At 54.0% G+C, this 26,797-nt stretch carries 19 protein-coding genes; 13 read left to right on the top strand and 6 right to left on the bottom strand.

Annotated features, from left to right (window positions below):
• The first annotated feature begins 2 nt into the window (after positions 1-2).
• On the top strand, positions 3-416 hold the full coding sequence (locus Dpoa2040_RS09505) for a F0F1 ATP synthase subunit epsilon (RefSeq protein WP_164837122.1): 414 nt from the start codon (positions 3-5) through the stop codon (positions 414-416).
• Positions 417-502: 86 nt separating this feature from the next.
• On the opposite strand, the gene pelX is transcribed toward Dpoa2040_RS09505, so the two are convergent.
• Positions 503-2,707 (bottom strand): pectate disaccharide-lyase PelX, encoded by a 2,205-nt coding sequence (gene pelX, locus Dpoa2040_RS09510; protein ID WP_168641089.1) that lies wholly within the window; start codon positions 2,705-2,707, stop codon positions 503-505.
• Between the two features lie 391 nt (positions 2,708-3,098).
• Between pelX and glmU the strand changes: the two genes are divergently transcribed.
• The 3 genes from glmU (at position 3,099) to rnz (ending at position 7,781) form a co-directional block, all read left to right on the top strand.
• Positions 3,099-4,484 carry a bifunctional UDP-N-acetylglucosamine diphosphorylase/glucosamine-1-phosphate N-acetyltransferase GlmU gene (gene glmU / locus Dpoa2040_RS09515; protein ID WP_168641090.1) on the top strand — a complete coding sequence of 462 codons (1,386 nt, stop codon included), beginning with the start codon at positions 3,099-3,101 and terminating at the stop codon, positions 4,482-4,484.
• A gap of 233 nt (positions 4,485-4,717) precedes the next feature.
• Entirely contained in the window at positions 4,718-6,553 is a 1,836-nt protein-coding gene (gene glmS / locus Dpoa2040_RS09520) for a glutamine--fructose-6-phosphate transaminase (isomerizing) (RefSeq protein WP_168641091.1), read from the top strand.
• 313 nt (positions 6,554-6,866) lie between these two features.
• Entirely contained in the window at positions 6,867-7,781 is a 915-nt protein-coding gene (gene rnz / locus Dpoa2040_RS09525; protein ID WP_168641092.1) for a ribonuclease Z, read from the top strand.
• Positions 7,782-7,848: 67 nt separating this feature from the next.
• Here the strand turns inward: rnz and Dpoa2040_RS09530 are convergent, their stop codons facing one another.
• Positions 7,849-8,691, bottom strand: coding sequence for a 23S rRNA (adenine(2030)-N(6))-methyltransferase RlmJ (locus tag Dpoa2040_RS09530; RefSeq protein WP_168641093.1), 843 nt, complete (start codon positions 8,689-8,691; stop codon positions 7,849-7,851).
• 220 nt (positions 8,692-8,911) lie between these two features.
• Between Dpoa2040_RS09530 and prlC the strand changes: the two genes are divergently transcribed.
• From prlC to Dpoa2040_RS09545, 3 genes are all read left to right on the top strand, one after another.
• Positions 8,912-10,954: an oligopeptidase A gene (prlC, locus tag Dpoa2040_RS09535; protein ID WP_168641094.1), complete on the top strand. Its 2,043-nt coding sequence runs from the start codon at positions 8,912-8,914 to the stop codon at positions 10,952-10,954.
• Positions 10,951-11,703 carry a 16S rRNA (guanine(1516)-N(2))-methyltransferase RsmJ gene (gene rsmJ / locus Dpoa2040_RS09540; protein ID WP_168641095.1) on the top strand — a complete coding sequence of 251 codons (753 nt, stop codon included), beginning with the start codon at positions 10,951-10,953 and terminating at the stop codon, positions 11,701-11,703. Before prlC ends, rsmJ begins: the two co-directional genes overlap by 4 nt.
• A 187-nt stretch (positions 11,704-11,890) precedes the next feature.
• The gene (locus Dpoa2040_RS09545; RefSeq protein WP_168641096.1) at positions 11,891-13,075 is read left to right on the top strand and encodes an MFS transporter; all 1,185 of its coding nucleotides are present in this window, start codon (positions 11,891-11,893) and stop codon (positions 13,073-13,075) included.
• Positions 13,076-13,149: 74 nt separating this feature from the next.
• Here the strand turns inward: Dpoa2040_RS09545 and gyrB are convergent, their stop codons facing one another.
• The 4 genes from gyrB to dnaA form a co-directional block, all read right to left on the bottom strand.
• Positions 13,150-15,561 (bottom strand): DNA topoisomerase (ATP-hydrolyzing) subunit B, encoded by a 2,412-nt coding sequence (gene gyrB / locus Dpoa2040_RS09550; RefSeq protein WP_168641097.1) that lies wholly within the window; start codon positions 15,559-15,561, stop codon positions 13,150-13,152.
• Between the two features lie 17 nt (positions 15,562-15,578).
• Positions 15,579-16,664: a DNA replication/repair protein RecF gene (gene recF / locus Dpoa2040_RS09555; RefSeq protein ID WP_016941621.1), complete on the bottom strand. Its 1,086-nt coding sequence runs from the start codon at positions 16,662-16,664 to the stop codon at positions 15,579-15,581.
• A gap of 139 nt (positions 16,665-16,803) precedes the next feature.
• Entirely contained in the window at positions 16,804-17,904 is a 1,101-nt protein-coding gene (gene dnaN, locus Dpoa2040_RS09560; RefSeq protein ID WP_033568156.1) for a DNA polymerase III subunit beta, read from the bottom strand.
• 4 nt (positions 17,905-17,908) lie between these two features.
• Positions 17,909-19,297 carry a chromosomal replication initiator protein DnaA gene (gene dnaA / locus Dpoa2040_RS09565; RefSeq protein WP_371810617.1) on the bottom strand — a complete coding sequence of 463 codons (1,389 nt, stop codon included), beginning with the start codon at positions 19,295-19,297 and terminating at the stop codon, positions 17,909-17,911.
• Between the two features lie 679 nt (positions 19,298-19,976).
• Between dnaA and rpmH the strand changes: the two genes are divergently transcribed.
• The 6 genes from rpmH (at position 19,977) to Dpoa2040_RS09595 (ending at position 26,773) form a co-directional block, all read left to right on the top strand.
• Entirely contained in the window at positions 19,977-20,117 is a 141-nt protein-coding gene (gene rpmH, locus Dpoa2040_RS09570) for a 50S ribosomal protein L34 (RefSeq protein ID WP_000831330.1), read from the top strand.
• A gap of 18 nt (positions 20,118-20,135) precedes the next feature.
• On the top strand, positions 20,136-20,495 hold the full coding sequence (gene rnpA, locus Dpoa2040_RS09575) for a ribonuclease P protein component (RefSeq protein ID WP_012886808.1): 360 nt from the start codon (positions 20,136-20,138) through the stop codon (positions 20,493-20,495).
• A complete protein-coding gene (gene yidD / locus Dpoa2040_RS09580) occupies positions 20,459-20,716 on the top strand; it encodes a membrane protein insertion efficiency factor YidD (protein ID WP_012886807.1) in 258 nt (85 codons plus the stop codon). Before rnpA ends, yidD begins: the two co-directional genes overlap by 37 nt.
• A gap of 2 nt (positions 20,717-20,718) precedes the next feature.
• A complete protein-coding gene (yidC, locus tag Dpoa2040_RS09585) occupies positions 20,719-22,350 on the top strand; it encodes a membrane protein insertase YidC (RefSeq protein WP_168641099.1) in 1,632 nt (543 codons plus the stop codon).
• 106 nt (positions 22,351-22,456) lie between these two features.
• Complete coding sequence (mnmE, locus tag Dpoa2040_RS09590) at positions 22,457-23,821, top strand: tRNA uridine-5-carboxymethylaminomethyl(34) synthesis GTPase MnmE (protein WP_168641100.1); 1,365 nt, start codon at positions 22,457-22,459, stop codon at positions 23,819-23,821.
• A 153-nt stretch (positions 23,822-23,974) separates the two neighbouring features.
• The gene (locus Dpoa2040_RS09595; protein WP_168641101.1) at positions 23,975-26,773 is read left to right on the top strand and encodes a DEAD/DEAH box helicase family protein; all 2,799 of its coding nucleotides are present in this window, start codon (positions 23,975-23,977) and stop codon (positions 26,771-26,773) included.
• Positions 26,774-26,797 lie beyond the last annotated feature (24 nt).

Here is a 26,797-nt window from a genome sequence, read left to right on the forward strand (position 1 = left end):
CTATGACTTACCATCTGGATGTCGTTAGTGCGGAACAGGCAATGTTTTCCGGTCTGGTGCAGAAAATCCAGGTGACCGGTAGCGAAGGCGAACTGGGAATCTATCCTGGCCACGCCCCCCTGCTCACGGCCATTAAGCCTGGTATGGTGCGCATTGTTAAACAGCACGGCGAAGAAGAGTATATCTACCTGTCCGGCGGTATCCTTGAGGTACAGCCGAACATGGTGACCGTGCTGTCCGATACCGCCATTCGTGGGCAGGATCTTGATGAAGCGCGTGCGATGGAAGCGAAGCGCAAGGCGGAAGAGCATATTCGCAATTCACACGGTGATGTGGACTATGCTCAGGCGTCTGCCGATTTGGCGAAAGCCATCGCCAAACTGCGCGTCATTGAGCTGACCAAAAAAGCGATGTAACAGATGCAGATGTAAAAAAGCCAGCTGATTTAGCTGGCTTTTTTTATGCCTGACAATGTATCAGACCGGTGTTTGTAGGCACCGGTTTATTTCTTCTTCAAAAAATCACCCAGTTGCAGATTGCCTTTTTCATCTCGGCTGAATACCGCCGGTACCGCGACGGATTTGTAGTTCGCGGTAGTGATCAGGTTTCCTTCGCTGTTAACCGAACGGTTATCTCTGATGAAGTAGTTGCTGGCATCTATCCTGCCGACGACGGCGTCATCGTATTTGCCTGGGTGGGTACGCAGCGAGATATTGTTTTTGAAAATACCTTGTTTTTCCGGGCCATAGTAAGGACTTGGCCGGAAAATAAAGTTAAAGCGAACGTTATCCAACGCGATATTGTTGGTGACCTGCAGTGCGCCGGGGTTGAAGTTGTCAGTGAACCCGTCCATATGGTTGCCGATAGCAATGCTATTTTTCACCTGGTGCGCTACTGGCTGGCCTTCACCTCCCAGTTTGAAGCCATTGCTGGTGTTGTTGAGCGAAATGGAGTTCTCGATCACCACAACCCCGTTAGGGCCGTCTTCAATTTTGTTGAACAGGTCGAAGCCGTCATCAACGTTGTCGTGGGAGAACGCGCCGCGAATCACGTTACCTTCGCCAACGCGCATTTTCACCGCAAAACCATCTGCATCTTTTTTGCTGGGGTCCTGATTGCTGTGTGATTCCGAGTTCAAAATCAGGTTATAGCTGGCCCACAACGGGCGGCCCACGTTATCGCTGGACGAAACCTGAATACCGGTATTATCGCAGTGGTGTGCCAGTATGCGCTCAATCTGGTTGTGGCTGCCTTCAATGCGGAAGCTTTTTCCTGTTATTTCAATCCCTTTGACTTTCCAGTAGCTGGCGTTGAGTTGCAATCCATGGAAGACCGCCTTTTTGCCGACTGGGGTCAGCGTTTTCATGCCTCTGGCATTGCCGCTGGCGCTGACGGGAATAACCGTGGTGCTGTAATCGCCATCCATCAGCCACAAGGTGCCACCGGCTGGTAGCGCATTGAGGGCGGTTTTAATATCCAGCGGTGCGTTTTTGCTGCCATCATTGTTGGCTTTACCTTCCGGGGATACATACAGGTTTTTGACGTCGGCCAGCGTAATTTTTTCTACGCTGAACGAGGTTGTTTTCGCTGTAGTGTCTTCACCTTCGACTGGAGTGTAGACCAGTTTGAAATCTGATGTAGACCGTGTGAGTCTGGTAGTAAGGGAAAAATAATCTCCGGCGCGAAGCTGTTGCGGTTTACCAAGAGATTTGCCGTCTTGGAACACTTCAATCGTGCCGTTGTAATTGACCCGCGCTTGTACCGGGTAACTATCACTGGTGGAAAGCGGGGAAGATGCTACCTGTAGCAGTGGTACATTCGTTTCCGCTTTGAACGGTGCAGACGGTTTCGTGTTGGCTGGGCTGGTGATCAGACTGGCGTTACGGATGGTTATCCTGGCATTACGGGAAGCGAAGAATCCCACATAGTAGTGGTTTTTATCTTGTTGGGTAACGAGATCCGCCCCTTTGACGGTTTTGCTGACCCACTGGTCGCTGCCCTTGGGCGCATAAGAAGTGATGAAACCATCGTTGGTGCGCTCCAGTTTCAGGCGAAATGTTGGCGTCTGTTCCAGATTGATATTTTCCTGATAGCTGGCGCGGGTGATTTCCGCGTTGGTGTTACCCCAGGGTTGTGTTACACCTTCGCGGCTGATGAGCTGCATCTTCACGTCGGTTTTAGATTTTTTATCCTGCGTCATGATAGCGTTCATCACCATGTTCGACGCTTCCGGAAACTCTTCGTACCCTTCTTTCAACGGTTCATGGCGCGGTACGCCAAGAATATCGCGTACCAGCAGGCCCGCACCTTCCTGGGCATTGGGCCTGGCGTCGCTTTCCGGGCCGAACTGTTCGACTGTCACATCGGATTGCAGTGTGAAATTCACATCAGCAGGCAATTGGGTGTAGAAGAAGGTCAACCCATCATGGGTATTAGCGATTTTTCCTCCCCGGCTTTCGAGGGTAATCGGTGCGGAAAGGTCGGCTTTATCATCCACCGTCAGTTTCTTGTTGTTGATAGTGACGTTGTTGACCCCCACTTTTTCCGCTAACACGTTGGTTGCGAAATTCACATCGGTAGATTGACCAAACGCGATGCTACGCCAGACTGGTGCTGTGTCCTGAGTAGCGGCAAACGCAGTGTTGAAACCCAGAAGTAAAAACGAATTAAGGGCGACAGAGAACAACCCTGAAGCAGCGTATTTCATGCTTTCTCCATCATTATTGGTTTTTGAATGCCACATTATGGCAAAAAATGAAACGCTGTTTCTTTTGTTGGGTTCACAAACTGAGCGGTAAAAATCAAGCTGATGAAGTATTGATTTTTTGTTATATAAATCATTTTTTTATTGAAAAATGGATTGTTTTTTTTGCCGGTTTTGTCTGTGCTCATCGCCTAGAAAAACTGGCAGCGAGTGTGTTTCGTATTAAAATTCTGTCGGGTTGGGTAAACTCTGATTAATACGTTTTTACAGGCTTGAATCGGTTCTGAGACGTATTTTTCGCTGAAAAATATGTAGTAATTCGGCGCGATAACAGGTTTACTTTCGTCCGTCCATTTTTCAATGGGACACCATTCAGTTTTTAGTCAGGATGCCTATGTCAAACAGTGCAATGAGTGTGGTTATCCTTGCCGCCGGCAAGGGAACCCGCATGTATTCCGATCTTCCCAAAGTGCTTCACCCTCTGGCGGGTAAACCTATTGTTCAGCATGTGATTGATGCCGCGATGGATGTTGGTGCCCGGCGTATTCATCTGGTTTATGGACACGGCGCAGCTCTGATTAGGGAAACGCTGACGGAAACGTCGCTAAATTGGGTATTGCAAGCCGAGCAACTGGGAACGGGTCATGCCGTACAGCAGGCGGCAGACGGTTTTGACGATAACGAAGATATCCTGATTCTGTACGGCGATGTGCCGTTAATCTCACCTGAAACGTTGCAGCGTCTGGTTGCAGCTAAACCTCAAGGTGGGATTAGTCTGCTGACTGTCAATCTGGCCGACCCGACGGGTTATGGTCGCATTGTGCGCGAGAACGGTGAGGTGGTGGGGATAGTGGAACATAAAGACGCCACTGAGCAGCAGCGCGCCATTACGGAAATCAACACCGGCATTCTGGTGGCGGGTGGCCGTGATTTGAAGCGCTGGTTAAGCCAGCTCAATAATCACAATGCACAGGGCGAATATTATCTTACCGATATCATCGCCATGGCGTCACAGGAAGGTCACCGTGTGGTGGCGGCGCAGCCGTCGCGTTTGAGTGAAGTTGAAGGCATCAATAACCGTCTGCAACTGGCGACGCTGGAGCGGACTTACCAGCGCGAGCAGGCCGAACAATTGCTGCTGGCGGGGGTCATGCTGCTGGACCCAGCCCGTTTTGATCTGCGTGGCAAACTGGTACACGGGCGTGATGTGACTATCGATGCCAATGTCATTCTGGAAGGTCGGGTGACGTTGGGTAATCGGGTGAAAATCGGCGCGGGTTGTGTAATCAAAAATAGCGAGATCGGCGACGACTGTGAACTCAGTCCTTACACCGTGGTGGAAAATGCGGTGTTGCAAGCGCGTTGCACCGTTGGGCCGTTTGCCCGACTACGCCCCGGCGCGGTGCTGGAAGAAGAAGCGCATGTCGGCAATTTCGTTGAATTGAAAAAAGCGCGTCTCGGTAAAGGTTCGAAGGCTGGTCATCTGACTTACCTCGGTGATGCGGAAATCGGCTCTGATGTGAACATCGGTGCAGGTGTGATTACCTGTAACTACGATGGCGCCAACAAGCACCAGACGGTGATCGGTAACGATGTATTTGTCGGTTCGGATAGCCAGTTGATAGCGCCGGTTAAGGTAGCTGATGGCGCCACTATTGGTGCTGGCACCACGGTAACCCGCGATGTGGGTGAAAACGAGCTGGTTATCAGCCGCGTAAAACAAAGCCATATTGCCGACTGGAAACGCCCGGTAAAGAACAATTCAGTTAAGAAAAAATAGTCTTATCTCCTCGGATGCGGCGTTCCACTTCAGCATGTGGAATGCTGCTTATCCGAGGGGGGAATACGTCTTGAAATAAGACGGTTTCGGCCTGTGTTCTACTGGTGAATGCAGGCCAAAACATAATAATCCCCCACTCTCTACAAGGCTCGGGGAACCCGGAATAAACCGGAACAATCAGGTCTAAAGGCATCGTGGTGACACAATATGTCACGTTTACAGGAATAAAACCGATGTGTGGAATTGTAGGCGCTGTTGCGCAACGAGATATTGCTGAGATCCTGCTGGAAGGGCTGCGTCGCCTTGAGTACCGTGGTTATGACTCTGCCGGTCTGGCGGTGGTGAATAGCGAAGGGATGGTGTCCCGTCTGCGTCGTCTGGGTAAAGTGCAGGTTTTGGCTCAGGCGGCGGAAGAACATCCGCTGGTAGGCGGAACCGGTATTGCTCATACCCGCTGGGCGACCCACGGTGAACCGTCCGAGCAGAACGCTCACCCGCATGTGTCCGGTGACATTATCGTGGTACATAACGGTATCATTGAAAACCATGAGCCGCTGCGTGAGCTGATGGTATCCCGTGGCTATCGTTTTGTTTCCGAAACAGATACCGAAGTGGTGGCACATCTGGTGCATTGGGAACAGCAGCAGGACGGTGGTTCGTTGCTGGACATCGTACAGCGTGTGATCCCACAACTGCGCGGTGCGTATGGCATGGTCCTGATGGATAGCCGTGACCCCAACGTGCTGGTTGCTGCGCGTTCCGGCAGCCCACTGGTGATTGGCCGCGGTGTGGGTGAAAACTTTATTGCTTCCGACCAGTTGGCGCTGCTGCCGGTAACTCGTCGTTTCATCTTCCTGGAAGAAGGTGACATCGCCGAAGTCACGCGTCGCACAGTGCGCATCGTCAACCGTCAGGGGCAGGACGTACAGCGCGAAGAAATTGAATCAAAAGTACAGTACGATGCCGGCGACAAGGGCGCATACCGTCACTACATGCAAAAAGAGATCTACGAGCAGCCGATGGCTATCAAAAACACCCTGGAAGGGCGTTTCAGTCACGGCGAGATCAACCTGTCCGAATTAGGCCCGCAAGCTGATGCGCTGCTGGCGCAAGTCCAGCATATTCAGATTATCGCCTGCGGTACGTCTTACAACTCCGGCATGGTGTCGCGTTACTGGTTTGAGTCGCTGGCGGGGATTCCGTGCGATGTGGAAATCGCCTCAGAATTCCGCTATCGCAAACCAGCAGTACACCCCAACAGTCTGATGATTACCCTGTCTCAGTCCGGTGAAACCGCCGATACGCTGGCGGCATTGCGTTTGTCGAAAGAACTGGGGTATCTGGGGTCGCTGGCGATTTGTAACGTAGCGGGTTCGTCGCTGGTGCGCGAATCGGATCTGGCGCTGATGACCCGCGCCGGCACCGAAATCGGTGTGGCGTCCACCAAGGCGTTTACCACGCAATTGACGGTGTTGCTGATGTTGGTGGCGCGCATCGGTCGCCTGCGCGGTATGGAAGCCCGTATCGAACAGGATATCGTACATGGTTTGCAGGCATTGCCGGCGCGTATCGAACAGATGCTGTCGCAAGACAAGCTGATCGAATCACTGGCGGAAGGTTTCTCCGATAAGCATCATGCGTTGTTCCTGGGTCGCGGCGACCAGTACCCTATTGCGATGGAAGGGGCGCTCAAGCTTAAGGAAATCTCTTACATCCATGCGGAAGCTTATGCGGCGGGTGAACTGAAACACGGGCCGCTGGCGCTAATCGATGCTGATATGCCGGTGGTGGTGGTAGCTCCTAATAATGATCTGCTGGAAAAACTGAAATCCAACATCGAAGAAGTGCGTGCTCGCGGTGGTGAACTCTACGTATTTGCCGACGAACAAGCTGGTTTCACTTCCGATAGCGACATGATGAAAATCGTCCAGTTGCCGCACGTGGAAGAGGTGATTGCACCCATTTTCTACACCGTACCGTTGCAACTGCTGTCTTATCATGTGGCGTTGATCAAAGGCACTGACGTAGACCAGCCGCGTAACCTGGCGAAGTCGGTGACGGTGGAGTAAGTTTTTTCCTCATATCAGACTCCTTTCTCCGCACCCGGTTTTATGACGATATCGCTCATTTTTCAGGGTGCGGAAACGACAGAAGGTGGGATAAGGTGGGATGTAATCAGCTCACCTTTTTTTGACTTCTGAAAGCCGATTTTTGAACCATTAATCCGTTCGTTTTCTGTTAAAACTTGGCGGAAATGGCTGTCTCGCCTGATTAGTCATTTCACTGGGTGGCCACAATATATAAGGCACCGACGTAGGTACTTATGAGTTGGGGTTAAATTGGGATGACCTGAAAATACCTCGTTGTTATAAAGGAATTTGCATGGAACTGATTTTTCTCGGCACCAGCGCGGGCGTGCCCACTAAAGAGCGTAACTCCACCAGTATCGCGCTCGATTTGCACGGTATTCGCCCGGCGTTCTGGTTGTTTGATTGTGGTGAAGGCACCCAGCACCAGATTTTGCGCACCTCGATCAAACCCGGCAAGCTGGAGAAAATTTTTATCACCCATCTGCACGGCGATCATCTGTTCGGGTTGCCCGGTTTACTGTGTTCTCGCTCAATGGCGAGTATTGAAACACCGCTGACGCTCTACGGCCCGACGGGACTCAACGCTTTCGTCGAAGCCACGCTTACGCTGAGCGGCTCCTGGCTCACTTATCCACTGGAGGTGGTGGAAATCGTTCCCGGTACAGTGTTTGAAGACCATCAGTTACGGGTGACGGCGCATGAGCTGTCTCATACGCTGTATTGCCTGGGATACCGGATTGAGGAATGCCCCAGGCCGGGTCCACTGGATGTGGAAAAACTGGCGGCGGAGGGCGTCAAACCCGGTGCCTATTTTCAGCAGTTGAAACGCGGTGAAACGGTAACCCTTGATGACGGGCGGGTACTGAACGGCTGGGATTACGTTGGCCCTGGCCTGCCAGGCAAATCGCTGGCTATTTTCGGTGATACCCGTCCGACGCCGGAAGCGCTTAAGCTGGCCGCTGGCGTCGATGTTATGGTGCACGAAGCCACAGTGGAAGGGGCGATGGCGGAGCGCGCCGATGAGCGCGGACACTCCACCACCTTGCAAACTGCCGCTACCGCGCGGGATGCCGGCGCCAAACGGCTAATTATCACCCATTTCAGCGCCCGCTACGGCCAGACAGACCTGGAACGGTTGCGCCAGGAGTGTATGACGCTATTTCCGGCAACCGAAGTCGCCACCGATTTTGCCACTTTTCGGGTATAGCGCCGCGTCCCGGTTATAGCACTGTGTCCCGGTTATAACATCACGTCGTTCTGGCTAAGCCGGGTGCTTACTCCGGCACCACCCATTCAAGGCGTGTGTGGCCGGTGCCGGCAGGCACCAGCGCCTGATGCAGCCACGGCAGCACGCTTTTCATCTGGGATTCCAGTTTCCACGGCGGGTTGATGACAATCATGCCGGAGGCGGTCATACCGTGGCGATCACTATCCGGCAGCACCGCTAGTTCGATTTGCAGGATACGGCGGATACCGGTGTCTTCCAGGTCTTTGAGCAGACGCTTGATATGTTGACGCAGCACTACTGGATACCACAGCGCGTATACACCGGTGGCAAAGCGGCGATAACCTTCCTGAATACCTTTCACTACCTCCTGATAATCGGTTTTCAACTCATAAGGCGGGTCGATCAGAATCAGTCCGCGACGCGAGAGCGGTGGCAACTGGGCTTTCAGTTGCTGGTAGCCGTCTTCACGTACCACCCGCGCCCGGTCATCACGCAAAAATTCCTGGCGCAGCAGCGGAAAATCAGTCGGGTGTAGCTCGGTGAGATGAATTTTGTCCTGATCGCGCAGCAACTGACGGGCAATCAGCGGCGAGCCGGGGTAATAGCGCAGTTTGTCGCCGGAATTATAGGAGCGAACCACTTGCATGTACGGCTCCAGTTCCGCCGGAATATCGTTCCGCTGCCAGATGCGGCTAATGCCGTCGAGGTACTCGCCGGTGCGCTCGGCGTGTTCGCTCTGCAACTGATAGCGACCTGCGCCGGAATGCGTATCCAGGTACAGGAACGGTTTGTCCTTCTCTTTCAGTGCAGTAATGATCAAGCTCTGGACAGTGTGTTTCAGCACGTCGGCATGATTGCCGGCATGAAAACTGTGGCGATAACTCAGCATAAGGTATGGATTTCCGGTCAATGAGGGCGCGTTTGCCGCTAATTGTCATAGTATAAACGGTTAGCGTTGCAAAATAAGCCGTGATCCATCATCGGATGTCAGAATCACCATCGATCATCTCTTTTTCCAGTCTGCCTTGGCCTGTTGTGCCCCCTGCCATTGATTTTCCCCTCATTACCCCTCATGTTAAGTCATCATCAATAGATTTCAGGACAGTGCCATGACCAATCCATTGCTTTCCTCCTTTACCCTGCCGCCGTTCTCCCAGATCCAGATTGAACACATCCTGCCAGCCGTGCAGGCCGCACTGAACGAGTGTCGTCAGACGGTTGAACGCGTAGTGGCGCAGCCGGGTCCGTTCACCTGGGATAACCTGTGTCAGCCACTGGCGGAAAGTGATGACAGACTGGGGCGCATTTTCTCCCCGGTCAGCCACCTGAATTCAGTCAAAAACAGTCCGGAACTGCGCAGCGCTTACGAGCAATGTCTGCCGCTGCTCTCCGAATACGGTACCTGGGTGGGTCAACATGCCGGATTGTACCGTGCCTACCGCGAACTGCGTGACGGCGAACATTACGCCAGCCTGAGTATTGAGCAGAAAAAAGCGGTGGATAACGCTCTGCGTGATTTCGAACTGTCCGGGATTGCGCTGCCACCGGAACAGCAAAAACGCTATGGCGACATCGTTTCCCGCTTGTCCGAACTGGGTTCGCAGTTCAGCAACAACGTGCTGGATGCCACCATGGGCTGGAGCAAACTGATTACCGATGTCAACGAACTGGAAGGTTTGCCGGAAAGCGCGTTGGCCGCCGCCAACGCGCTGGCACAAGCTAAAGAGCAGCAGGGCTGGCTGCTGACGCTGGATATTCCAAGCTACCTGCCGGTGATGACGTACTGTTCCAATCAGGCGCTGCGCGAAGAGATGTACCGCGCCTACGTGACCCGTGCGTCAGAACAAGGTCCGAACGCCGGTAAATGGGACAACAGCGAGGTGATGGCAGAAACGCTGGCACTACGTCATGAATTGGCGCAACTGCTGGGCTTTGCGAGCTTTGCCGATAAATCGTTGGCTACCAAAATGGCGGAAAACCCGCAGCAAGTACTGGATTTTCTGACCGATCTGGCTAAACGCGCCCGCCCACAAGGGGAACAGGAACTGGCGCAACTACGCGCTTTCGCCAAAGCACAGTTTGGCGTTGAAGAGCTGAACCCGTGGGATATCACCTACTATGCCGAGCAGCAAAAACAGCATCTGTATTCCATCAGCGACGAACAGCTACGCCCGTACTTCCCTGAACCGCGCGTACTGGAAGGGTTGTTCGACGTCGTTAAGCGCATTTACGGCATCATCGCCAAAGAGCGTCAGGGCGTTGACGTCTGGCATCCGGAAGTACGTTTCTTTGACCTGTTTGCCGAAGACGGTGAATTGCTGGGGAGCTTCTACCTCGATCTGTACGCCCGCGAACACAAACGTGGCGGTGCCTGGATGGATGACTGTGTTGGTCGTTTGCGCAAAGCTAACGGCGAGCTGCAAAAACCGGTGGCGTATCTGACCTGTAACTTTAACCGCCCGGTCAACGGCAAACCCGCGCTGTTTACCCACGATGAAGTTACCACGCTGTTCCACGAATTCGGCCACGGGTTGCACCATATGCTGACCCGTATCGATACCGCCGGCGTCTCCGGCATCAACGGCGTGCCGTGGGATGCGGTCGAACTGCCGAGCCAGTTTATGGAAAACTGGTGCTGGGAGCCGGATGCGCTGGCGTTTATCTCCGGGCATTACGAGACGGGCGAACCGTTGCCGCAGGACATGCTGGACAAAATGCTGGCAGCGAAAAACTATCAGGCAGCGCTGTTTATCCTGCGTCAGCTGGAGTTTGGCCTGTTCGATTTCCGTCTGCACGCCGGCTATAACCCAGCTACCGGCGCACGCGTACTGGAAACGCTGGCTGAGGTGAAAGCGCAGGTTTCCGTGGTGAAAAGCCCGGAATGGAACCGTTTCCCGCACTCTTTCAGCCATGTTTTCGCTGGTGGGTACGCCGCCGGTTACTACAGCTACCTGTGGGCCGATGTACTGGCGGCGGATGCCTTCTCGCGCTTTGAGGAGGAGGGTATTTTCAACCGTGATACCGGACAGTCTTTTCTGGAAAACATCTTGTCTCGCGGTGGTTCCGAAGCGCCGATGGAACTGTTCAAACGTTTCCGTGGCCGTGAACCGCAACTGGACGCGATGCTGAAACACTACGGCATTCAGGGATGAAGATTGCGTTACTGACTGAAGCCGGTGCCGATTCCGAGGCGCTGGCGATACTGGCGCGGCGTTGGGGGCTGGAAAACGACGCTGATGCTACGTTGGCGTTGGTGCTCACCCCTGAGCGGCTGGAATTGCGCAAATGCGATGAACCAAAGCTTGGCGCCATCTGTGTGGATTTCGTCTCCGGCGCGATGGCGCATCGTCGCCGCTTTGGTGGCGGACGCGGTGAAGCGGTCGCCAAAGCGGTCGGCATCAAAAAGGACTACCTGCCCGATGTGGTGGACGCGACCGCTGGCCTTGGCCGAGATGCCTTTGTGCTGGCAGCGCTCGGTTGCCGGGTGCGGATGGTGGAGCGCCACCCGGTGGTGGCGGCATTGCTTGATGATGGCTTGCAACGCGGTTATCAGGACCCGGAGATCGGCAACTGGCTGCGCGAGCGCCTGACGCTGGTGCACGCCTCCAGCATTGATGCGTTGTCCGCCATTACGCCACCGCCAGACGTGGTCTATCTTGACCCGATGTTTCCCCACCGCCAGAAAAGCGCGTTGGTGAAAAAGGAGATGCGGGTATTTCAGTCGCTGGTGGGTGCTGATGATGACGCCGATGCGTTGCTGGAACCGGCGCGTCGTCTGGCGAAAAAGCGGGTGGTGGTCAAACGGCCGGATTATGCGCCGCCGCTGGCGGGTGTACCGGCCCAGTCGGCGCTGGAAACCAAAAGCCACCGGTTCGATTTTTATCTGCCTGTCACGCAGTAATTCTGTGTTCTGACTGCGTGCATCAGCACAAGCAGTCAGATGCCTTTTTCCGCTATCTTTCATCAACCGCACTGCGTGATTAACATCGTGTCCGCAAAAGATAGACGACTAACGGCTATGGCGATATGTTAACCTTATTGCTCAACCTATCCTTGTGCGCCAGCGCAGCCAATATATTAGAATAACGATGAAAATAAATAAGTTACCATTATTGGCACAAGTCTCCGCCGCTCACTGGGTGAGCCATTTTCATATGATGGTGCTACCGGCGCTGATGCCGCTCATCTTTGCGCAGCGTGGCATCAGTTATGTGGAAATTGGTTTTGCACTCGGTGTATTCAACGTTGTCTCCGCGCTGGTGCAGACACCGATTGGCTTTGCCGTTGACCGTATCGGCCCGCGTCGCACGCTCGTTGCCGGGTTGATGCTGGGTAGCCTGTGCTTTTTGTCGCTTGGTTTCTTTACCAGCTACAGTTGGATGCTCATAGCCATGGCGCTGGCTGGGCTGGCTAACGCGGTATATCACCCCTCGGATTACGCCCTGTTGTCACGCGGCATTGCCGAAAACCGGATGGGGCGCGCCTTCTCAGTACACACATTTTCCGGTTTTCTCGGCACTGCTGTTGCGCCAGCCATTCTGCTGACCGTTGCCGCCCTCACCCGTATCGAGTTCGCGCTGGTCTTATCCGGCCTGCTCGGACTGCTGATCGTACCGATGTTGCTCGGCGAACAAGAGGCATTGCCTGCCGCCAACGCGCACGACAAGAAGACCTCTGCGCCAAAGGTCGCGGTATTTACCCTGCCCATCTTGTCGCTGCTGGTACTGTTTATGCTGCTCAACCTGAGCACCAACTCGATTCAAAACTTCTCGGTGACCGCGCTGGTAAATGGTTACGGAATGCCGCTGACCGAGGCCAACCTGGCGCTGACGGCGTTTTTGTTTACCAGCGCATTCGGTGTGCTGGCGGGTGGTTCACTGGCGGATAAAACCCGACATCACGGGCTGGTCGCCACTGGTTCGCTGGTGGTCACGGCGGTGCTGGTCGCCATCGTCGCTGTGTGTACCCTGCCGTCGCTGGTGACCACGCTGATTCTGGGTGTGGCGGGCTTTCTCTCCGGCATGATCGCACCATCGCGGGATATGCTGGTACGTAATGCTTCGCCGGCAGGTGCCGAAGGCCGGGTATTCGGCGTAGTCACCACTGGTTTTAATATCGGCGGCGCTGGTGGCCCGGTGGTATTTGGCTGGTTACTGGATCAGGGGCATCCGTCCGGCATTTTCTGGTCAGCAGTGATTTTTATGGTGATTACCGCTGTGATGGCGCTGGCGCAGGAACTGTACAGCACCCGACAGCAGATACCCGCAGCATAGAAAAGCTGGGGTAAAAAAGCAGAAACCCGCGTTTGACGCGGGTTTCTGTGAGCATAGCAGTGGAAAAGCGGCGATCAAATATCAATATTCGCCGCTTTCAGTGCGTTTTCTTCGATAAAGGCACGGCGCGGTTCAACGGCGTCACCCATCAGGGTAGTGAACAGCTCGTCGGCGGCGATGGCGTCTTTTACCGTCACGCGCAGCATACGGCGGCTTTCCGGGTCCATGGTGGTTTCCCACAGCTGGTCCGGGTTCATTTCACCCAGACCTTTATAGCGCTGAACGGCTAAACCGCGGCGTGACTCTTTCACCAGCCAGTCCAGTGCCTGCTCGAAGCTGGCGACCGGCTGTTTACGTTCGCCACGCTCTACATAAGCGCCGTCTTCGATCAGATCGCGCAGTTTTTCGCCCAGCTGATTGATTTTACGGTACTCATTGCCCTGCACAAATGCCAGATCCAGCGCGTAATCCGAATCCACCCCGTGGGTACGCACGCGTAACACCGGCTCATGGCGTTCGTTGGCATGACGCAAAATGAAGCTGTACGTACTGCCGTGCTGCTCTTTTTCATTGAGGAACTGAATCAGCGTTTCCATCCACGACTGAGCCAGTGCCTGATCGCTTAACACAGCGTCGGTCAGCGACGGTTGATAAACCAACGCATTGAGCAGTGCACGTGGGTAACGGCGCTCCATGCGGTCAATTAGCTTCTGCACGCTGTAGTGCCCAGCCACCAGTTTTTCCAGCGGCTCACCCGCCATCGCTGGCGCGTGGGCATTGGTATGCAATGCGGCACCGTCCAGCGCCAGCATAATCTGGTACTGGTCCATCGCTTCGTCGTCTTTGATGTACTGTTCCTGCTTGCCTTTTTTGACCTTGTACAGCGGCGGTTGGGCGATAAATACATGACCGCGCTCGATGATTTCCGGCATCTGGCGATAGAAGAAGGTCAGCAGCAGAGTACGAATGTGGGAACCGTCAACGTCCGCATCGGTCATGATGATGATGTTGTGGTAACGCAGTTTGTCCGGGTTGTACTCGTCACGACCAATGCCGCAGCCGAGTGCGGTGATAAGCGTCGCCACTTCCTGCGAGGACAGCATCTTGTCGAAACGCGCTTTTTCCACGTTCAGAATCTTACCTTTCAACGGTAGAATGGCCTGATTCTTACGGTTGCGGCCCTGCTTGGCGGAACCGCCTGCGGAGTCACCCTCCACCAGGTACAGTTCGGACAGCGCCGGGTCGCGCTCCTGACAGTCCGCCAGCTTGCCCGGCAGGCCGGCCAGATCCAGCGCGCCTTTGCGGCGGGTCATCTCACGGGCTTTACGCGCGGCTTCACGGGCGCGGGCGGCATCGATAATCTTGCCGACCACGATTTTGGCGTCGTTGGGGTTTTCCATCAGGTAGTCCACCAGACGGTCGTTCATCAGCGATTCCACCGCTGATTTCACCTCTGAAGAGACCAGCTTATCTTTGGTCTGGGAAGAGAATTTCGGGTCCGGCACCTTCACCGACACTACTGCAATCAGCCCTTCGCGTGCGTCATCGCCGGTGGCGCTGACTTTGGCTTTCTTGCTGTAGCCTTCCTTGTCCATGTAGTTATTCAGCGTACGAGTCATGGCGGCGCGGAAACCCGCCAGGTGAGTACCGCCGTCACGCTGAGGAATGTTGTTGGTAAAGCAGTAAATATTTTCCTGGAAACCGTCGTTCCATTGCATCGCAATTTCCACGCCAATGCCGTCTTTTTCAGCGCTGAAATAGAACACTTGCGGGTGAATCGGCGTCTTGTTGCGATTCAGGTACTCCACAAACGCCTTAATGCCGCCTTCGTAGTGAAAATGGTCGGCTTTGTTGGCTTCGCGCTCATCGCGCAGGCGGATAGATACGCCGGAGTTGAGGAACGACAATTCGCGCAGGCGCTTGGCCAGAATGTCGTATTCAAACTCGACCACGTTGGTGAAGGTTTCCAGGCTCGGCCAGAAACGCACCGTGGTGCCGGTGGTGTCAGCATCACCGGTTACGCTCAGCGGTGCCTGCGGTTCGCCATGCTTGTATTCCTGATGATGAATTTTACCTTCACGGCGGATAACCAGTTCCAGCTTCTCTGACAGGGCATTCACCACCGATACCCCCACCCCGTGCAAACCGCCGGATACTTTATAGGAGTTGTCGTCGAACTTACCGCCCGCGTGCAGCACGGTCATGATGACTTCAGCGGCGGACACGCCCTCTTCTTCGTGGATGCCAGTTGGAATACCACGACCATCATCCTGCACTGATACCGAGTTATCAGCATGAATAGTAACGATAATATCTTTACAATAGCCTGCGAGCGCTTCGTCGATAGCGTTGTCCACCACCTCGAATACCATGTGATGCAGACCGGTTCCGTCATCCGTATCACCGATATACATCCCTGGGCGTTTACGGACCGCATCCAGCCCTTTTAATACCTTGATACTTGAGGAGTCATAAGAATTCGACATCAACGTTTCTCGCTCATTTAGTCCTGTGATTGAACGGTTATTTTACCTTGTTCTACGCGGAACATCTTGCCATTTTCGCCCACCATGTCGCTAATCTGCTCAGCAGTAATAGCGCTGACGAACACCTGCGCCTGCGTTGCTTTCAGCCGCTCGGCCAACAGGCGGCGACGGGTGCTGTCCAGCTCCGAGGCGAAGTCGTCGATCAGATACAGGCACTTAAGCCCGTTTTGCCGGGTCAGGAACTCGCCCTGCGCCAGCCGGAGCGCGCACATCAGTAGCTTGAGTTGGCCGCGGGACAGCATGTCCTCCACCGCCACACCGCCGGCGCGGATACGAAAATCGGCCTTGTGCGGCCCCAGCGCGGTGTAGCCTAACTGCCTGTCGCGCTCGAAATGGCGCTCCAGCAGTTCAGCGTAATCACTCTCTTTATCCCAGCCACGCTGGAAGGAAAAACTTAAGGAAAATTCAGGCAGAAACTGGGCGCAGGTAGACGCGATATCCGCAGCGATAGCGGCGCTGTACTCAGCGCGCCATTGGCTGATGCCCTCGGCTAACGGCACCAGTTCCCGATCCCAGGCACGCAGTTGCCCATAGTGGCTAACCTGGCGCAATGCGGCGTTACGCTGACGCAACAGCCTTTTCAGATTACTCCAGGCGCTGAAAAAGCCGGGTTCGTTGTGAAAACAACCCCAGTCCAGAAAAGCGCGGCGGTATTTAGGGCCGCCGTTAAGCAGGGTGAAACCTTCCGGGGTGATAAGTTGAATTGGCAACAGCTGCGCCAGCTCCGCCACTTTGTGGCCGTCGCTGCCGTCGATACGCACCGTGCTGTCGCCGTCGCGGTTTTTGCTCAGCCCGACAGCGCGCTCACGCTCCTGCCCTTCGATACGGCCATGCAGAATGAATTCGGCCTGCTCATGACGAATGACCCTCGCGGCCTGAATGCTGCGAAATGCCCGACCATGCCCTAGCGTGTAGATGGCTTCCAGCACACTGGTCTTGCCGCTGCCGTTGGCACCCACCAGAAAATTGAAACCGGGAATCAATGCCAGATCAGCCGATTCGATATTGCGGAAATCGCGGATAAGAAGACGGGTCAGCGCCATATCACAACCATTTTGCCAGATTTGTTGCCCATACCAGACCGTGTCGCGCCCTTACCGATAACAGAATCAATACAACACCGATAACAACACGCCGCACCCAATGGCGCGGCGTGTTGCAACGAGCAGGCACACGCGTTGATTACAGACGCATTGGCATAACCACGTAGGCCGCTGCTTGGCTGGCTGCATCTTCAATCTGAACGCTGGATACCGAATCGGTCAGCAACAGACGTACGTCTTCACATTTCAGCGCGTTAAGCACATCCAGCACGTAACTGACGTTAAAACCAATTTCCATCTCCGTGCCGCCGTACTCCACATCCAGAATCTCTTCTGCTTCTTCCTGCTCCGGGTTGTTGGCGGTGATCCGTAACTGGTTCTGGTTGAGGTACAAGCGTACGCCACGGAATTTTTCGTTCGACAGGATCGCCGCACGGGAAAACGCCTGACGCAGCAGATCGCAACTCGCTTCCAGCGTCTTGTCCGGATTTTTCGGCAGTACGCGGCGATAATCTGGAAAGCGGCCATCTACCAGTTTGGAGGTAAAGATAAAGTCGCCGACATGGGCACGGATATTGTTACTGCCGATCTGCAATTGCAGCGGCGTATCGCCGCCATCCAGCAGGCGTACCAGTTCCATCACCCCTTTACGCGGTACGATCACCGAATGCGACGGCAGAGACTGACCAACCGGCATAGCGCACACCGCCAGACGGTGACCGTCAGTCGCGACAGTGCGCAGCTCCTCGCCGCCGGTTTCGAACAGCATACCGTTGAGGTAGTAACGCACATCCTGATGCGCCATCGAAAATTGGGTCGCTTCGATCAGGCGTTTCAGCGTTGCCTGCGGCAGGGTGAATTCCACCTCGCTCTGCCAGTCGTCCAGATTGGGAAAGTCCGCTGCCGGCAACGTGGATAGCGAGAAACGGCTACGCCCGGAGCGCACCAGCATCCGATCCCCTTCCAGCGTGACGGAAATCTCCGCCCCATCCGGCAGACCGCGGCAAATATCGAACAGCTTGCGGGCTGGAACGGTAGTCGCGCCCGGCTCATGGGGCTGTGTTAGCGCCAGATGCGCCACCATCTCCATTTCCAGATCGGTACCGGTCAACGATAACCGTCCTTCACTGACCTGCAACAACAGGTTGCCCAAAATCGGCAACGTCGGTCGCCCACCCAGCGGACTGCTGACCTGTTGCAATGGTTTTAACAGATGCTCACGCTCAACGATAAATTTCATGATGTTATGACGATAAGGTTCGGATTAAATTGGAAAAATCTTCTTTGATGTCGTGACTTTCTTCGCGCAACTGCTCTATTTTGCGGCAGGCGTGCAGCACCGTAGTATGGTCACGGCCACCGAACGCGTCGCCGATCTCCGGCAAGCTGTGGTTGGTCAGCTCCTTGGCCAGCGCCATCGCCATCTGACGCGGACGGGCCACCGAACGTGAACGCCGTTTGGACAACAGGTCGGCCACTTTAATCTTATAGTACTCCGCCACCGTCTTTTGAATATTGTCGATGGTGACCAGTTTTTCCTGCAATGCCAGCAGGTCGCGCAGTGCTTCGCGCACAAAATCAATGGTGATCGACCGGCCTGTGAAGTTGGCGTTGGCGATCACGCGGTTCAGCGCGCCTTCCAGCTCACGCACGTTGGAACGCAGGCGCTTGGCAATAAAAAACGCCACTTCACCGGGCAGACGAATATCGTTTTCATCCGCTTTTTTCATCAGGATCGCCACGCGAGTTTCCAGCTCCGGCGGTTCGATTGCCACAGTCAACCCCCAGCCGAAGCGGGATTTGAGACGATCTTCCACCCCATTGATCTCTTTGGGGTAACGATCCGACGTCAGAATGATCTGTTGATTGCCTTCCAGTAACGCATTAAATGTGTGGAAAAATTCTTCCTGCGAGCGCTCTTTATTGGCAAAAAACTGAATGTCATCAATCAGCAGCGCGTCCACAGAGCGGTAGTAGCGTTTGAATTCTTCGATAGCGTTGTTCTGCAGCGCCTTAACCATATCCTGCACAAAACGCTCGGAATGCATGTACACCACCTTGGCGTTCGGCTTACGCGCCATGATGCCATTACCCACGGCATGTAGCAGGTGGGTTTTACCCAGACCAGTACCGCCGTACAGAAACAAGGGGTTATACGCGCCACCGGGGTTATCCGCCACCTGGCGCGCCGCCGCACGGGCCAACTGGTTGGACTTACCTTCCACGAAGTTGTCGAAGGTGTGCTTGGGGTTCACGTTGGAACGATAGGTGTGTTCGGCAGGTAGTGCCGAGGTTTCCCAGCTTGGGCGCACTGGTGATGCGGCGCGCGCCTGAGGCGCAGGCATGGTGGCGTTGTGGTTGCCGGTTGGAACAGCAACGGGCGTTACCGGTTTGCTACCGACTTCAAAACGTAGCAACGGCGCATCCATGCCGCAGAAATCATTTAACAATCCATTGATATTATTGATGTATTTATCACGCACCCAATCCAGTACAAAACGATTCGGGGCGTAAAGCGCCAGAGTGTTGTCACTCAGTTCCGCCTGTAACGGGCGTATCCACATACTGAATTCTGTGGCAGGTAACTCATCCTGCAAACGGGCAAGACACTGCTGCCAAAGCGAAAGTGACACGGCGGACTCCACTCGAACAAGGTCAATCAAGAAAAGGAACAGATGTTAGTTATGTAACTCATGATTTTTCAGGCACCCGGCTACGCATGGACACGGCAGCGCCGGGGTGCGCCGCGCGGAAGGCGGCTTTACCGTGACGATCCTGATTACAAGGATCGTTAGCGGGACGGCGGATCATAACCTAAACCACGAAAGAGATCTCCCCTTTCTACACAGTTTCGATCCTTTTTATCCACAGGCTCTTCTTATGCTATGCGCAAAAATCGGCTTTTCTGGCGGGGTATCCATGCGGTTACCCACAATAAGCCTATAGATCCCTTATGGATGTTAAGCATAAACGGAATTGGAACGATCAGAGGTGACGCGGATCATGATCCCGTTGACTGGATCGCCGGTAGATCCTTGCGCTTTAGCGCAGAGTCCGTATAATTCCCGGCCTGCGCGTAGCGCCTGTTTTCTGTGCTGAGCAGCCTGTTTTCTGTGCTGATCAAACGAAAAATCCGGGACAACCGGGAAGTTTCAGGCGGGTAAAGTGCGGATGTTAATTGACTCTGGGCTGTACAATTATTACAATCCCGCCTCTTTATTATTATGCGATAGAGGCGTCGGTCATTTTTCACGCCGAGTAGCCAAACGCGTTTACTGTGAAGTCTTAAATCAAGTTTAGGTAGAAATCGCCATGAAACGCACTTTCCAACCGTCCGTATTGAAGCGTAACCGTAGCCACGGTTTCCGTGCTCGTATGGCCACTAAAAATGGTCGTCAGGTTCTGGCCCGCCGTCGTGCGAAAGGCCGTGCTCGTCTGACTGTTTCCAAGTAATAAAAGCTAACCCTTCGAGTGGTTACGCTCGCTTTTCCCAGGGAGTTACGTCTGTTAACTCCCAGCCATTTCTCTTTCGTCTTCCAGCAGCCACAACGGGCCGGTACGCCGCAGATAACCATCCTCGGTCGCCCAAATACGCTGGGACACCCTCGTATTGGTCTTACCGTCGCAAAAAAGCACGTCAGACGAGCTCATGAACGTAATCGTATCAAGCGCCTGACACGTGAAAGTTTTCGTTTGCGTCAACACGAGCTGCCCGCGATGGATTTTGTCGTCATCGCCAAAAAAGGGGTGTCTGAACTGGATAACCGTACGCTAACGGAAGCGTTGGAAAAATTATGGCGCCGTCACTGTCGTTTGGCTCACGCCTGCTGATCGGACTGATACGCGGGTATCAACGCTTTATCAGTCCGCTACTTGGACCGCACTGCCGCTTTCAGCCGTCGTGCTCCCAATATGGCATTGAAGCAATACGCCGGTTCGGCATGATAAAAGGCTGTTGGTTGACGCTCAAACGCGTATTAAAATGCCACCCTTTGAACCCTGGTGGTGATGATCCCGTACCGCCAAAACCCGACAATAACAGAGAACACTAACGATGGATTCGCAACGCAATCTTCTTGTCATCGCTCTGCTATTCGTGACGTTCATGATCTGGCAGCAGTGGGAAACGGACAAAAATCCACCCGCGACCACCCAGACCACGCAACAGGCGAATGGCGCTGTAGGCGATGCAGCCAACCAGGGCGTACCTGCCAGCGGTCAGGGTAAACTGATCACGGTTAAAACCGACGTGCTGTCGCTGAACATCAACACCCGCGGCGGCGACATCGAAGAAGCCGATCTGCTGGCTTACCCGGCAGAACTGGGTTCCAACCAGCCGTTCAAACTGTTGGAAACCACGCCAGCCTTCACTTATCAGGCACAGAGCGGCCTGACCGGTAAAAACGGCCCGGACAATCCGGCTAACGGTTCACGCCCGTTGTACACTGCGCCGGCGGATCGTTTTGAACTGGCCGCCGGCCAGAATGAACTGCGTATTCCGTTGACCTACACCGATGCCAACGGCGTCAGCTTCACCAAAACCTTCGTGCTGAAACGAGGCGAATATGCGCTGAATGTGGAATACGGCGTTAATAACGCCAGTGCTCAGCCGCTGGAGTTGACCTTGTTCGGTCAGTTGAAGCAGTCTATCGATTTGCCGTCACACCGCGATACCGGCAGCAATAACTTTGCTCTGCACACTTACCGAGGTGCTGCGTTCTCTTCCAGCGACGATAAATATCGCAAATACAGCTTTAGCGATATGAAAGAGAACCTGAACATCAATACTCAGGGCGGCTGGGTTGCCATGCTGCAACAGTATTTCGCTACCGCCTGGGTACCAAACGCTGCCGCGAACAATACGTTTTATAGCGCCAACCTTGGCAATGGCTTAGCCGCTATCGGCTTTAAGACCACACCGGTTATCGTACAGCCGGGTAGCCAGCAGAACCTGAATGCCACCCTGTGGGTCGGCCCGGAAATTCAGGACAAAATGGCAACGGTTGCACCGCATCTGGACCTGACGGTTGATTACGGCTGGTTGTGGTTCATCTCTCAGCCGCTGTTCAAGCTGTTGAAGTTCCTGCACGGCTTTATCGGCAACTGGGGCTTTTCCATCATCGCTATTACCTTTATCGTGCGCGGTATCATGTACCCGCTGACCAAAGCGCAGTACACCTCAATGGCGAAAATGCGTATGCTGCAACCGAAACTGCAGGCGATGCGCGAGCGTATTGGCGACGACAAACAGCGGATGAGCCAGGAAATGATGGCGCTGTACAAAGCGGAGAAAGTGAATCCGCTGGGCGGTTGCTTCCCGCTGGTCATCCAGATGCCTATCTTCCTGGCGTTGTACTACATGCTGATGGGCTCGGTGGAACTGCGCCACGCGCCGTTCGCACTGTGGATTCATGACCTGTCGGCACAGGACCCGTACTATGTGCTGCCGATCCTGATGGGTCTGACCATGTTCTTCATTCAGAAGATGTCGCCGACCACGGTTACCGACCCGATGCAGCAGAAGATCATGACCTACATGCCGGTGATCTTCACCGTGTTCTTCCTGTGGTTCCCGTCAGGTCTGGTACTGTACTATATCGTCAGCAACCTGGTGACCATCGCTCAGCAGCAGCTGATTTACCGCGGGCTGGAAAAACGCGGGCTGCACAGCCGCGAGAAGAAATAACCGGTTGATTGCCCAATCAATCTCATTATGAGGCGGTCACTGACCGCCTTATTTTTTTACCCCCGTAACAACGCCTGAAAACAGGCGAGAATGCAGAGAGAACACCATGAGCCATACCGACACCATCGTTGCCCAAGCCACCCCGCCGGGACGCGGCGGCGTAGGTATTTTGCGCATCTCTGGCCGCCGCGCTGCCGATGTGGCGCAGGCTGTGCTGGGTAAGTTGCCTAAACCGCGTTACGCCGATTACCTGCCTTTTCATGACACTGACGGCAGCGTACTCGATCAAGGCATTGCCCTGTGGTTTCCCGGCCCGAACTCCTTTACCGGCGAAGACGTGCTGGAGCTGCAAGGACACGGCGGCCCGGTTATTCTCGACTTGCTGCTCAAACGGGTGGTGGCGCTGCCTGACGTGCGCATCGCTCGCCCCGGCGAGTTTTCTGAACGAGCATTTCTGAACGACAAACTGGATCTGGCGCAGGCTGAAGCGATTGCCGATTTGATCGACGCCAGTTCTGAGCAGGCTGCCCGTTCCGCCGTCAACTCGCTGCAAGGTGTCTTTTCCTCCCGCGTTCATCAACTGGTGGAAGCACTCACTCACCTTCGAATCTATGTGGAAGCAGCGATCGATTTCCCCGATGAGGAAATTGATTTCCTTTCTGATGGCAAAATCGAAGCCATGCTCAATGCTGTGATAGGCGATCTGGAAGGCGTACGTGGCGAAGCGCGGCAGGGCAGCCTGTTACGTGAAGGGATGAAAGTGGTGATTGCTGGCCGACCCAACGCCGGTAAATCCAGCCTGCTGAATGCGCTGGCCGGGCGCGATGCCGCTATCGTCACCGATATCGCCGGCACCACCCGCGATGTGCTGCGTGAGCATATTCACATCGACGGTATGCCGCTGCATATCATTGATACCGCCGGGCTGCGCGAAGCCAGCGACGAAGTAGAACGTATCGGTATTGAGCGGGCGTGGCAGGAAATCGAACAGGCCGACCGGGTGCTGTTTATGGTAGATGGCACCACCACTGATGCGGTAGAACCGGCGGCTATCTGGCCGGAATTCATGGCGAGGCTACCGAGTCGGTTACCGATCACCGTTGTGCGTAATAAAGCGGATGTCACCGGCGAGCCATTGGGCATGGATGATGTGGGTACTTACTCACTTATCCGCCTTTCCGCCCGGACGGGTGACGGTGTAGACCTGTTGCGTGAGCACTTAAAGCAGAGCATGGGATTTACCAGCAACACCGAAGGGGGTTTTCTGGCCCGCCGCCGTCACTTACAGGCGCTGGAGCAGGCAGCGCAGCATCTGCAGCAAGGTTATGAGCAATTGGTTGGCGCTTATGCCGGCGAGTTACTGGCTGAAGAACTGCGGCTGGCACAGCAGGCACTGAGCGAAATCACCGGTGAATTCACCTCCGACGATCTGCTGGGGCGGATTTTTTCCAGTTTTTGTATTGGGAAGTGACAATCTAAAGCAATTTATGAAGTAATAAACATGGATTGGTTAAGATGGTGCGGTAGTGTGCAAAGTTACATCGAACATATGTGCTAATTATCTGAACATGGAAATATAATAAGCATTACTAGGGAATTTTGATCTTTGTAAGGGGTGGCAGGTATGGCGAGATCTGAAGCGCAGACACGCTCTGAGCTTATCAACCAGCAACTCGTCCTGTCAGGATGGGACGTCAAGGACCCAACTCAGGTCATCGAAGAGTTCGACATCCTTACTACTTTGCCTCAGGGCGTGGCTGAAGCGCCAGCTTACTATCAGGGACATCAATTCAGCGATTATGTCTTGCTGGGCAAGGATGGCAAACCTCTGGCGGTGATCGAGGCCAAGAAGAGCAGCCGCGACGCGACATTAGGACGAGAGCAAGCCAAGCAGTATTGCTACAACATCCAGAATCAACTGGGAGATGAACTGCCTTTCTGTTTCTATACGAATGGTCTGGAAATCTATTTCTGGGATCTGGAGAATGCACCACCGCGCAAGGTTGTCGGCTTCCCCACACGTGACGATTTGGAGCGTTTTGCCTATATCCGCCGTAATCGTAAGCCACTCACAGAAGAGTTCATCAACACCTCTATCGCCGGACGAGACTATCAGATCCGTGCTATTCGTTCGGTGCTTGAAGGGATTGAGCAGAAGAAACGTAACTTCCTGCTAGTCATGGCGACCGGCACCGGTAAAACGCGTACCTGCATTGCAATGGTCGATGCCTTGATGCGCGCAGGTCATGCCGAAAAGGTGCTATTTCTGGTTGACCGCATTGCTCTGCGTGAGCAGGCGTTGGTTGCATTTAAAGATCACTTGCCCAGTGAACCGCGTTGGCCCAATGTGGGTGAAAAGCTTATCGCCAAAGATCGCCGCATCTATGTGGCGACTTACCCGACCATGCTCAACATCATTCGTGACGAAGTCCAGCATTTGTCGCCGCATTTTTTCGACTTCATCGTCGTGGATGAAAGTCACCGCTCCATCTACAACACTTATCGAGAAGTTCTCGATTACTTTAAAACAATCACACTGGGTTTAACCGCCACACCAACAGACATCATTGACCACAACACCTTCCAGCTTTTCGATTGTGAGGATGGCCTACCCACCTTTGCCTACACTTTCGAAGAGGCGGTCAACCACCAACCGCCCTACCTCTGTAGTTTTCAGGTCATGAAGATCCAGACTAAATTTCAGATGGAAGGCATCAGCAAACGCACCATTTCGCTGGAAGACCAAAAAAAGCTCATTCTTCAAGGCAAAGAGATCGAAGAGATTAACTTCGAAGGTACCCAACTTGAAAAACAGGTGACCAACAAGGGCACCAATACCCTAATCGTCAGGGAGTTCATGGAAGAATGCATCAAGGATGCCAACGGCGTACTGCCCGGTAAGACGATCTTCTTTTGCACTTCCAGGTCTCATGCTCGCCGCATTGAAGAAATCTTCGATAAACTCTATCCCCAATACCACGGTGAACTGGCTAAAGTACTGGTATCGGATGACCCGCGTGTCTATGGCAAAGGTGGCCTGTTGGATCAATTCACTCACAACGATATGCCACGTATCGCTATCAGCGTGGACATGCTCGATACCGGCATAGACGTACGTGAAATCGTTAATTTGGTGTTTGCCAAGCCCGTATATTCTTATACTAAGTTCTGGCAGATGATCGGTCGTGGCACCCGCCTGTTGGAAAGTAGCAAACCCAAACCCTGGTGCACAGAGAAAGACGTGTTCCTGATCCTCGACTGCTGGGATAACTTCGAATACTTCAAATTACAGCCCAAAGGCAAGGAACTTAACGCTCAGTTACCACTACCCGTGCGTTTGGTGGGTCTGCGTCTGGATAAGGTAGACAAAGCCATTGCCACGAGTCATGACGATATTGCTGGACGTGAAATTATCAAGCTGCGCCAGCAGATTGCCGAACTACCCCAGCACTCTGTGGTAATCAAAGAAGCGGCTGCCGCTCTGGCACGGTTGGAAGAAGAAAATTTCTGGCGCAACCTGACGCCCCAGAAGCTGGAGTTTCTGCGCTCTGAGATCAAACCTCTGTTCCGCACCCTGTCGGAAACCGACTTCAAAGCCATGCGTTTCGAACGAGATGTGCTCGAATACTCGCTGGCAGTTCTTAGTGCAGATAAACAGCAGGCCGACACACTCAAAGACGGTATCGTTGAGCAGATAGGTGAGTTACCGCTATCAGTCAGTTTCGTCCGACAGCAGGAAGACTTGATTCGTACGGTGCAGACCAGCCACTACTGGGCCAGCGCCGACGAAGATGCCTTTGACGAACTGGTCGCCAAACTCGCCCCGCTGATGAAGTTCCGCGAACAGAGTCCAAGCCCCAGTCCTGTACATCTGGATCTCACCGATGTGCTGCACAACAAGGAAATGGTCGAGTTCGGCCCACAGCAAGAGGCCGTTAGCACGGCTCGTTATCGGGAAATGGTTGAGGAGCTTATCGCCGAACTGACCGAGCACAACCCGGTACTACAGAAGATCAAGAACGGCGAAGCCGTAAGCGCAGAAGAGGCCAGCCAACTTGCTGAATTGCTGCATGAAGAACACCCGCACATCACCGAGGATCTGCTGCGCCAAATCTATAAGAACCGCAAGGCGCGCTTCATCCAGTTCATCCGCCATATTCTCGATATTGACGTGCTGCAGAGCTTCCCCGATGAAGTCAGCGCAGCATTTGAGCAGTTCATCCGTGCCCATACGACATTATCCAGCCGACAGTTAGAATTTCTCGACCTGTTAAAAAATTTCATTATTGAACGTGAAAAGGTAGAGAAGAAAGACCTTGTCAACGCACCTTTCACGGTTATCCACCCACAAGGCATTCGTGGTGTGTTCAGCCCGGTGGAAATCAACGAAATTCTGCAACTGACCGAGCATCTGGCAGCATAATGGCAGGCAATACAACAACTGGAG

The organism is Dickeya sp. CFBP 2040, assembly GCF_012273755.1.
Taxonomy (GTDB): Bacteria; Pseudomonadota; Gammaproteobacteria; order Enterobacterales; family Enterobacteriaceae; genus Dickeya; species Dickeya poaceiphila.

What these genes read in the sequence shown, in the direction of transcription:
- Dpoa2040_RS09505 (WP_164837122.1), top strand. Translation starts at nt 3, where the DNA reads ATGACTTACCATCTGGATGTCGTTAGTGCGGAACAGGCAATGTTTTCC.
- pelX (WP_168641089.1), bottom strand. Translation starts at nt 2,707, where the DNA reads ATGAAATACGCTGCTTCAGGGTTGTTCTCTGTCGCCCTTAATTCGTTT.
- glmU (WP_168641090.1), top strand. Translation starts at nt 3,099, where the DNA reads ATGTCAAACAGTGCAATGAGTGTGGTTATCCTTGCCGCCGGCAAGGGA.
- glmS (WP_168641091.1), top strand. Translation starts at nt 4,718, where the DNA reads ATGTGTGGAATTGTAGGCGCTGTTGCGCAACGAGATATTGCTGAGATC.
- rnz (WP_168641092.1), top strand. Translation starts at nt 6,867, where the DNA reads ATGGAACTGATTTTTCTCGGCACCAGCGCGGGCGTGCCCACTAAAGAG.
- Dpoa2040_RS09530 (WP_168641093.1), bottom strand. Translation starts at nt 8,691, where the DNA reads ATGCTGAGTTATCGCCACAGTTTTCATGCCGGCAATCATGCCGACGTG.
- prlC (WP_168641094.1), top strand. Translation starts at nt 8,912, where the DNA reads ATGACCAATCCATTGCTTTCCTCCTTTACCCTGCCGCCGTTCTCCCAG.
- rsmJ (WP_168641095.1), top strand. Translation starts at nt 10,951, where the DNA reads ATGAAGATTGCGTTACTGACTGAAGCCGGTGCCGATTCCGAGGCGCTG.
- Dpoa2040_RS09545 (WP_168641096.1), top strand. Translation starts at nt 11,891, where the DNA reads ATGAAAATAAATAAGTTACCATTATTGGCACAAGTCTCCGCCGCTCAC.
- gyrB (WP_168641097.1), bottom strand. Translation starts at nt 15,561, where the DNA reads ATGTCGAATTCTTATGACTCCTCAAGTATCAAGGTATTAAAAGGGCTG.
- recF (WP_016941621.1), bottom strand. Translation starts at nt 16,664, where the DNA reads ATGGCGCTGACCCGTCTTCTTATCCGCGATTTCCGCAATATCGAATCG.
- dnaN (WP_033568156.1), bottom strand. Translation starts at nt 17,904, where the DNA reads ATGAAATTTATCGTTGAGCGTGAGCATCTGTTAAAACCATTGCAACAG.
- rpmH (WP_000831330.1), top strand. Translation starts at nt 19,977, where the DNA reads ATGAAACGCACTTTCCAACCGTCCGTATTGAAGCGTAACCGTAGCCAC.
- yidD (WP_012886807.1), top strand. Translation starts at nt 20,459, where the DNA reads ATGGCGCCGTCACTGTCGTTTGGCTCACGCCTGCTGATCGGACTGATA.
- yidC (WP_168641099.1), top strand. Translation starts at nt 20,719, where the DNA reads ATGGATTCGCAACGCAATCTTCTTGTCATCGCTCTGCTATTCGTGACG.
- mnmE (WP_168641100.1), top strand. Translation starts at nt 22,457, where the DNA reads ATGAGCCATACCGACACCATCGTTGCCCAAGCCACCCCGCCGGGACGC.
- Dpoa2040_RS09595 (WP_168641101.1), top strand. Translation starts at nt 23,975, where the DNA reads ATGGCGAGATCTGAAGCGCAGACACGCTCTGAGCTTATCAACCAGCAA.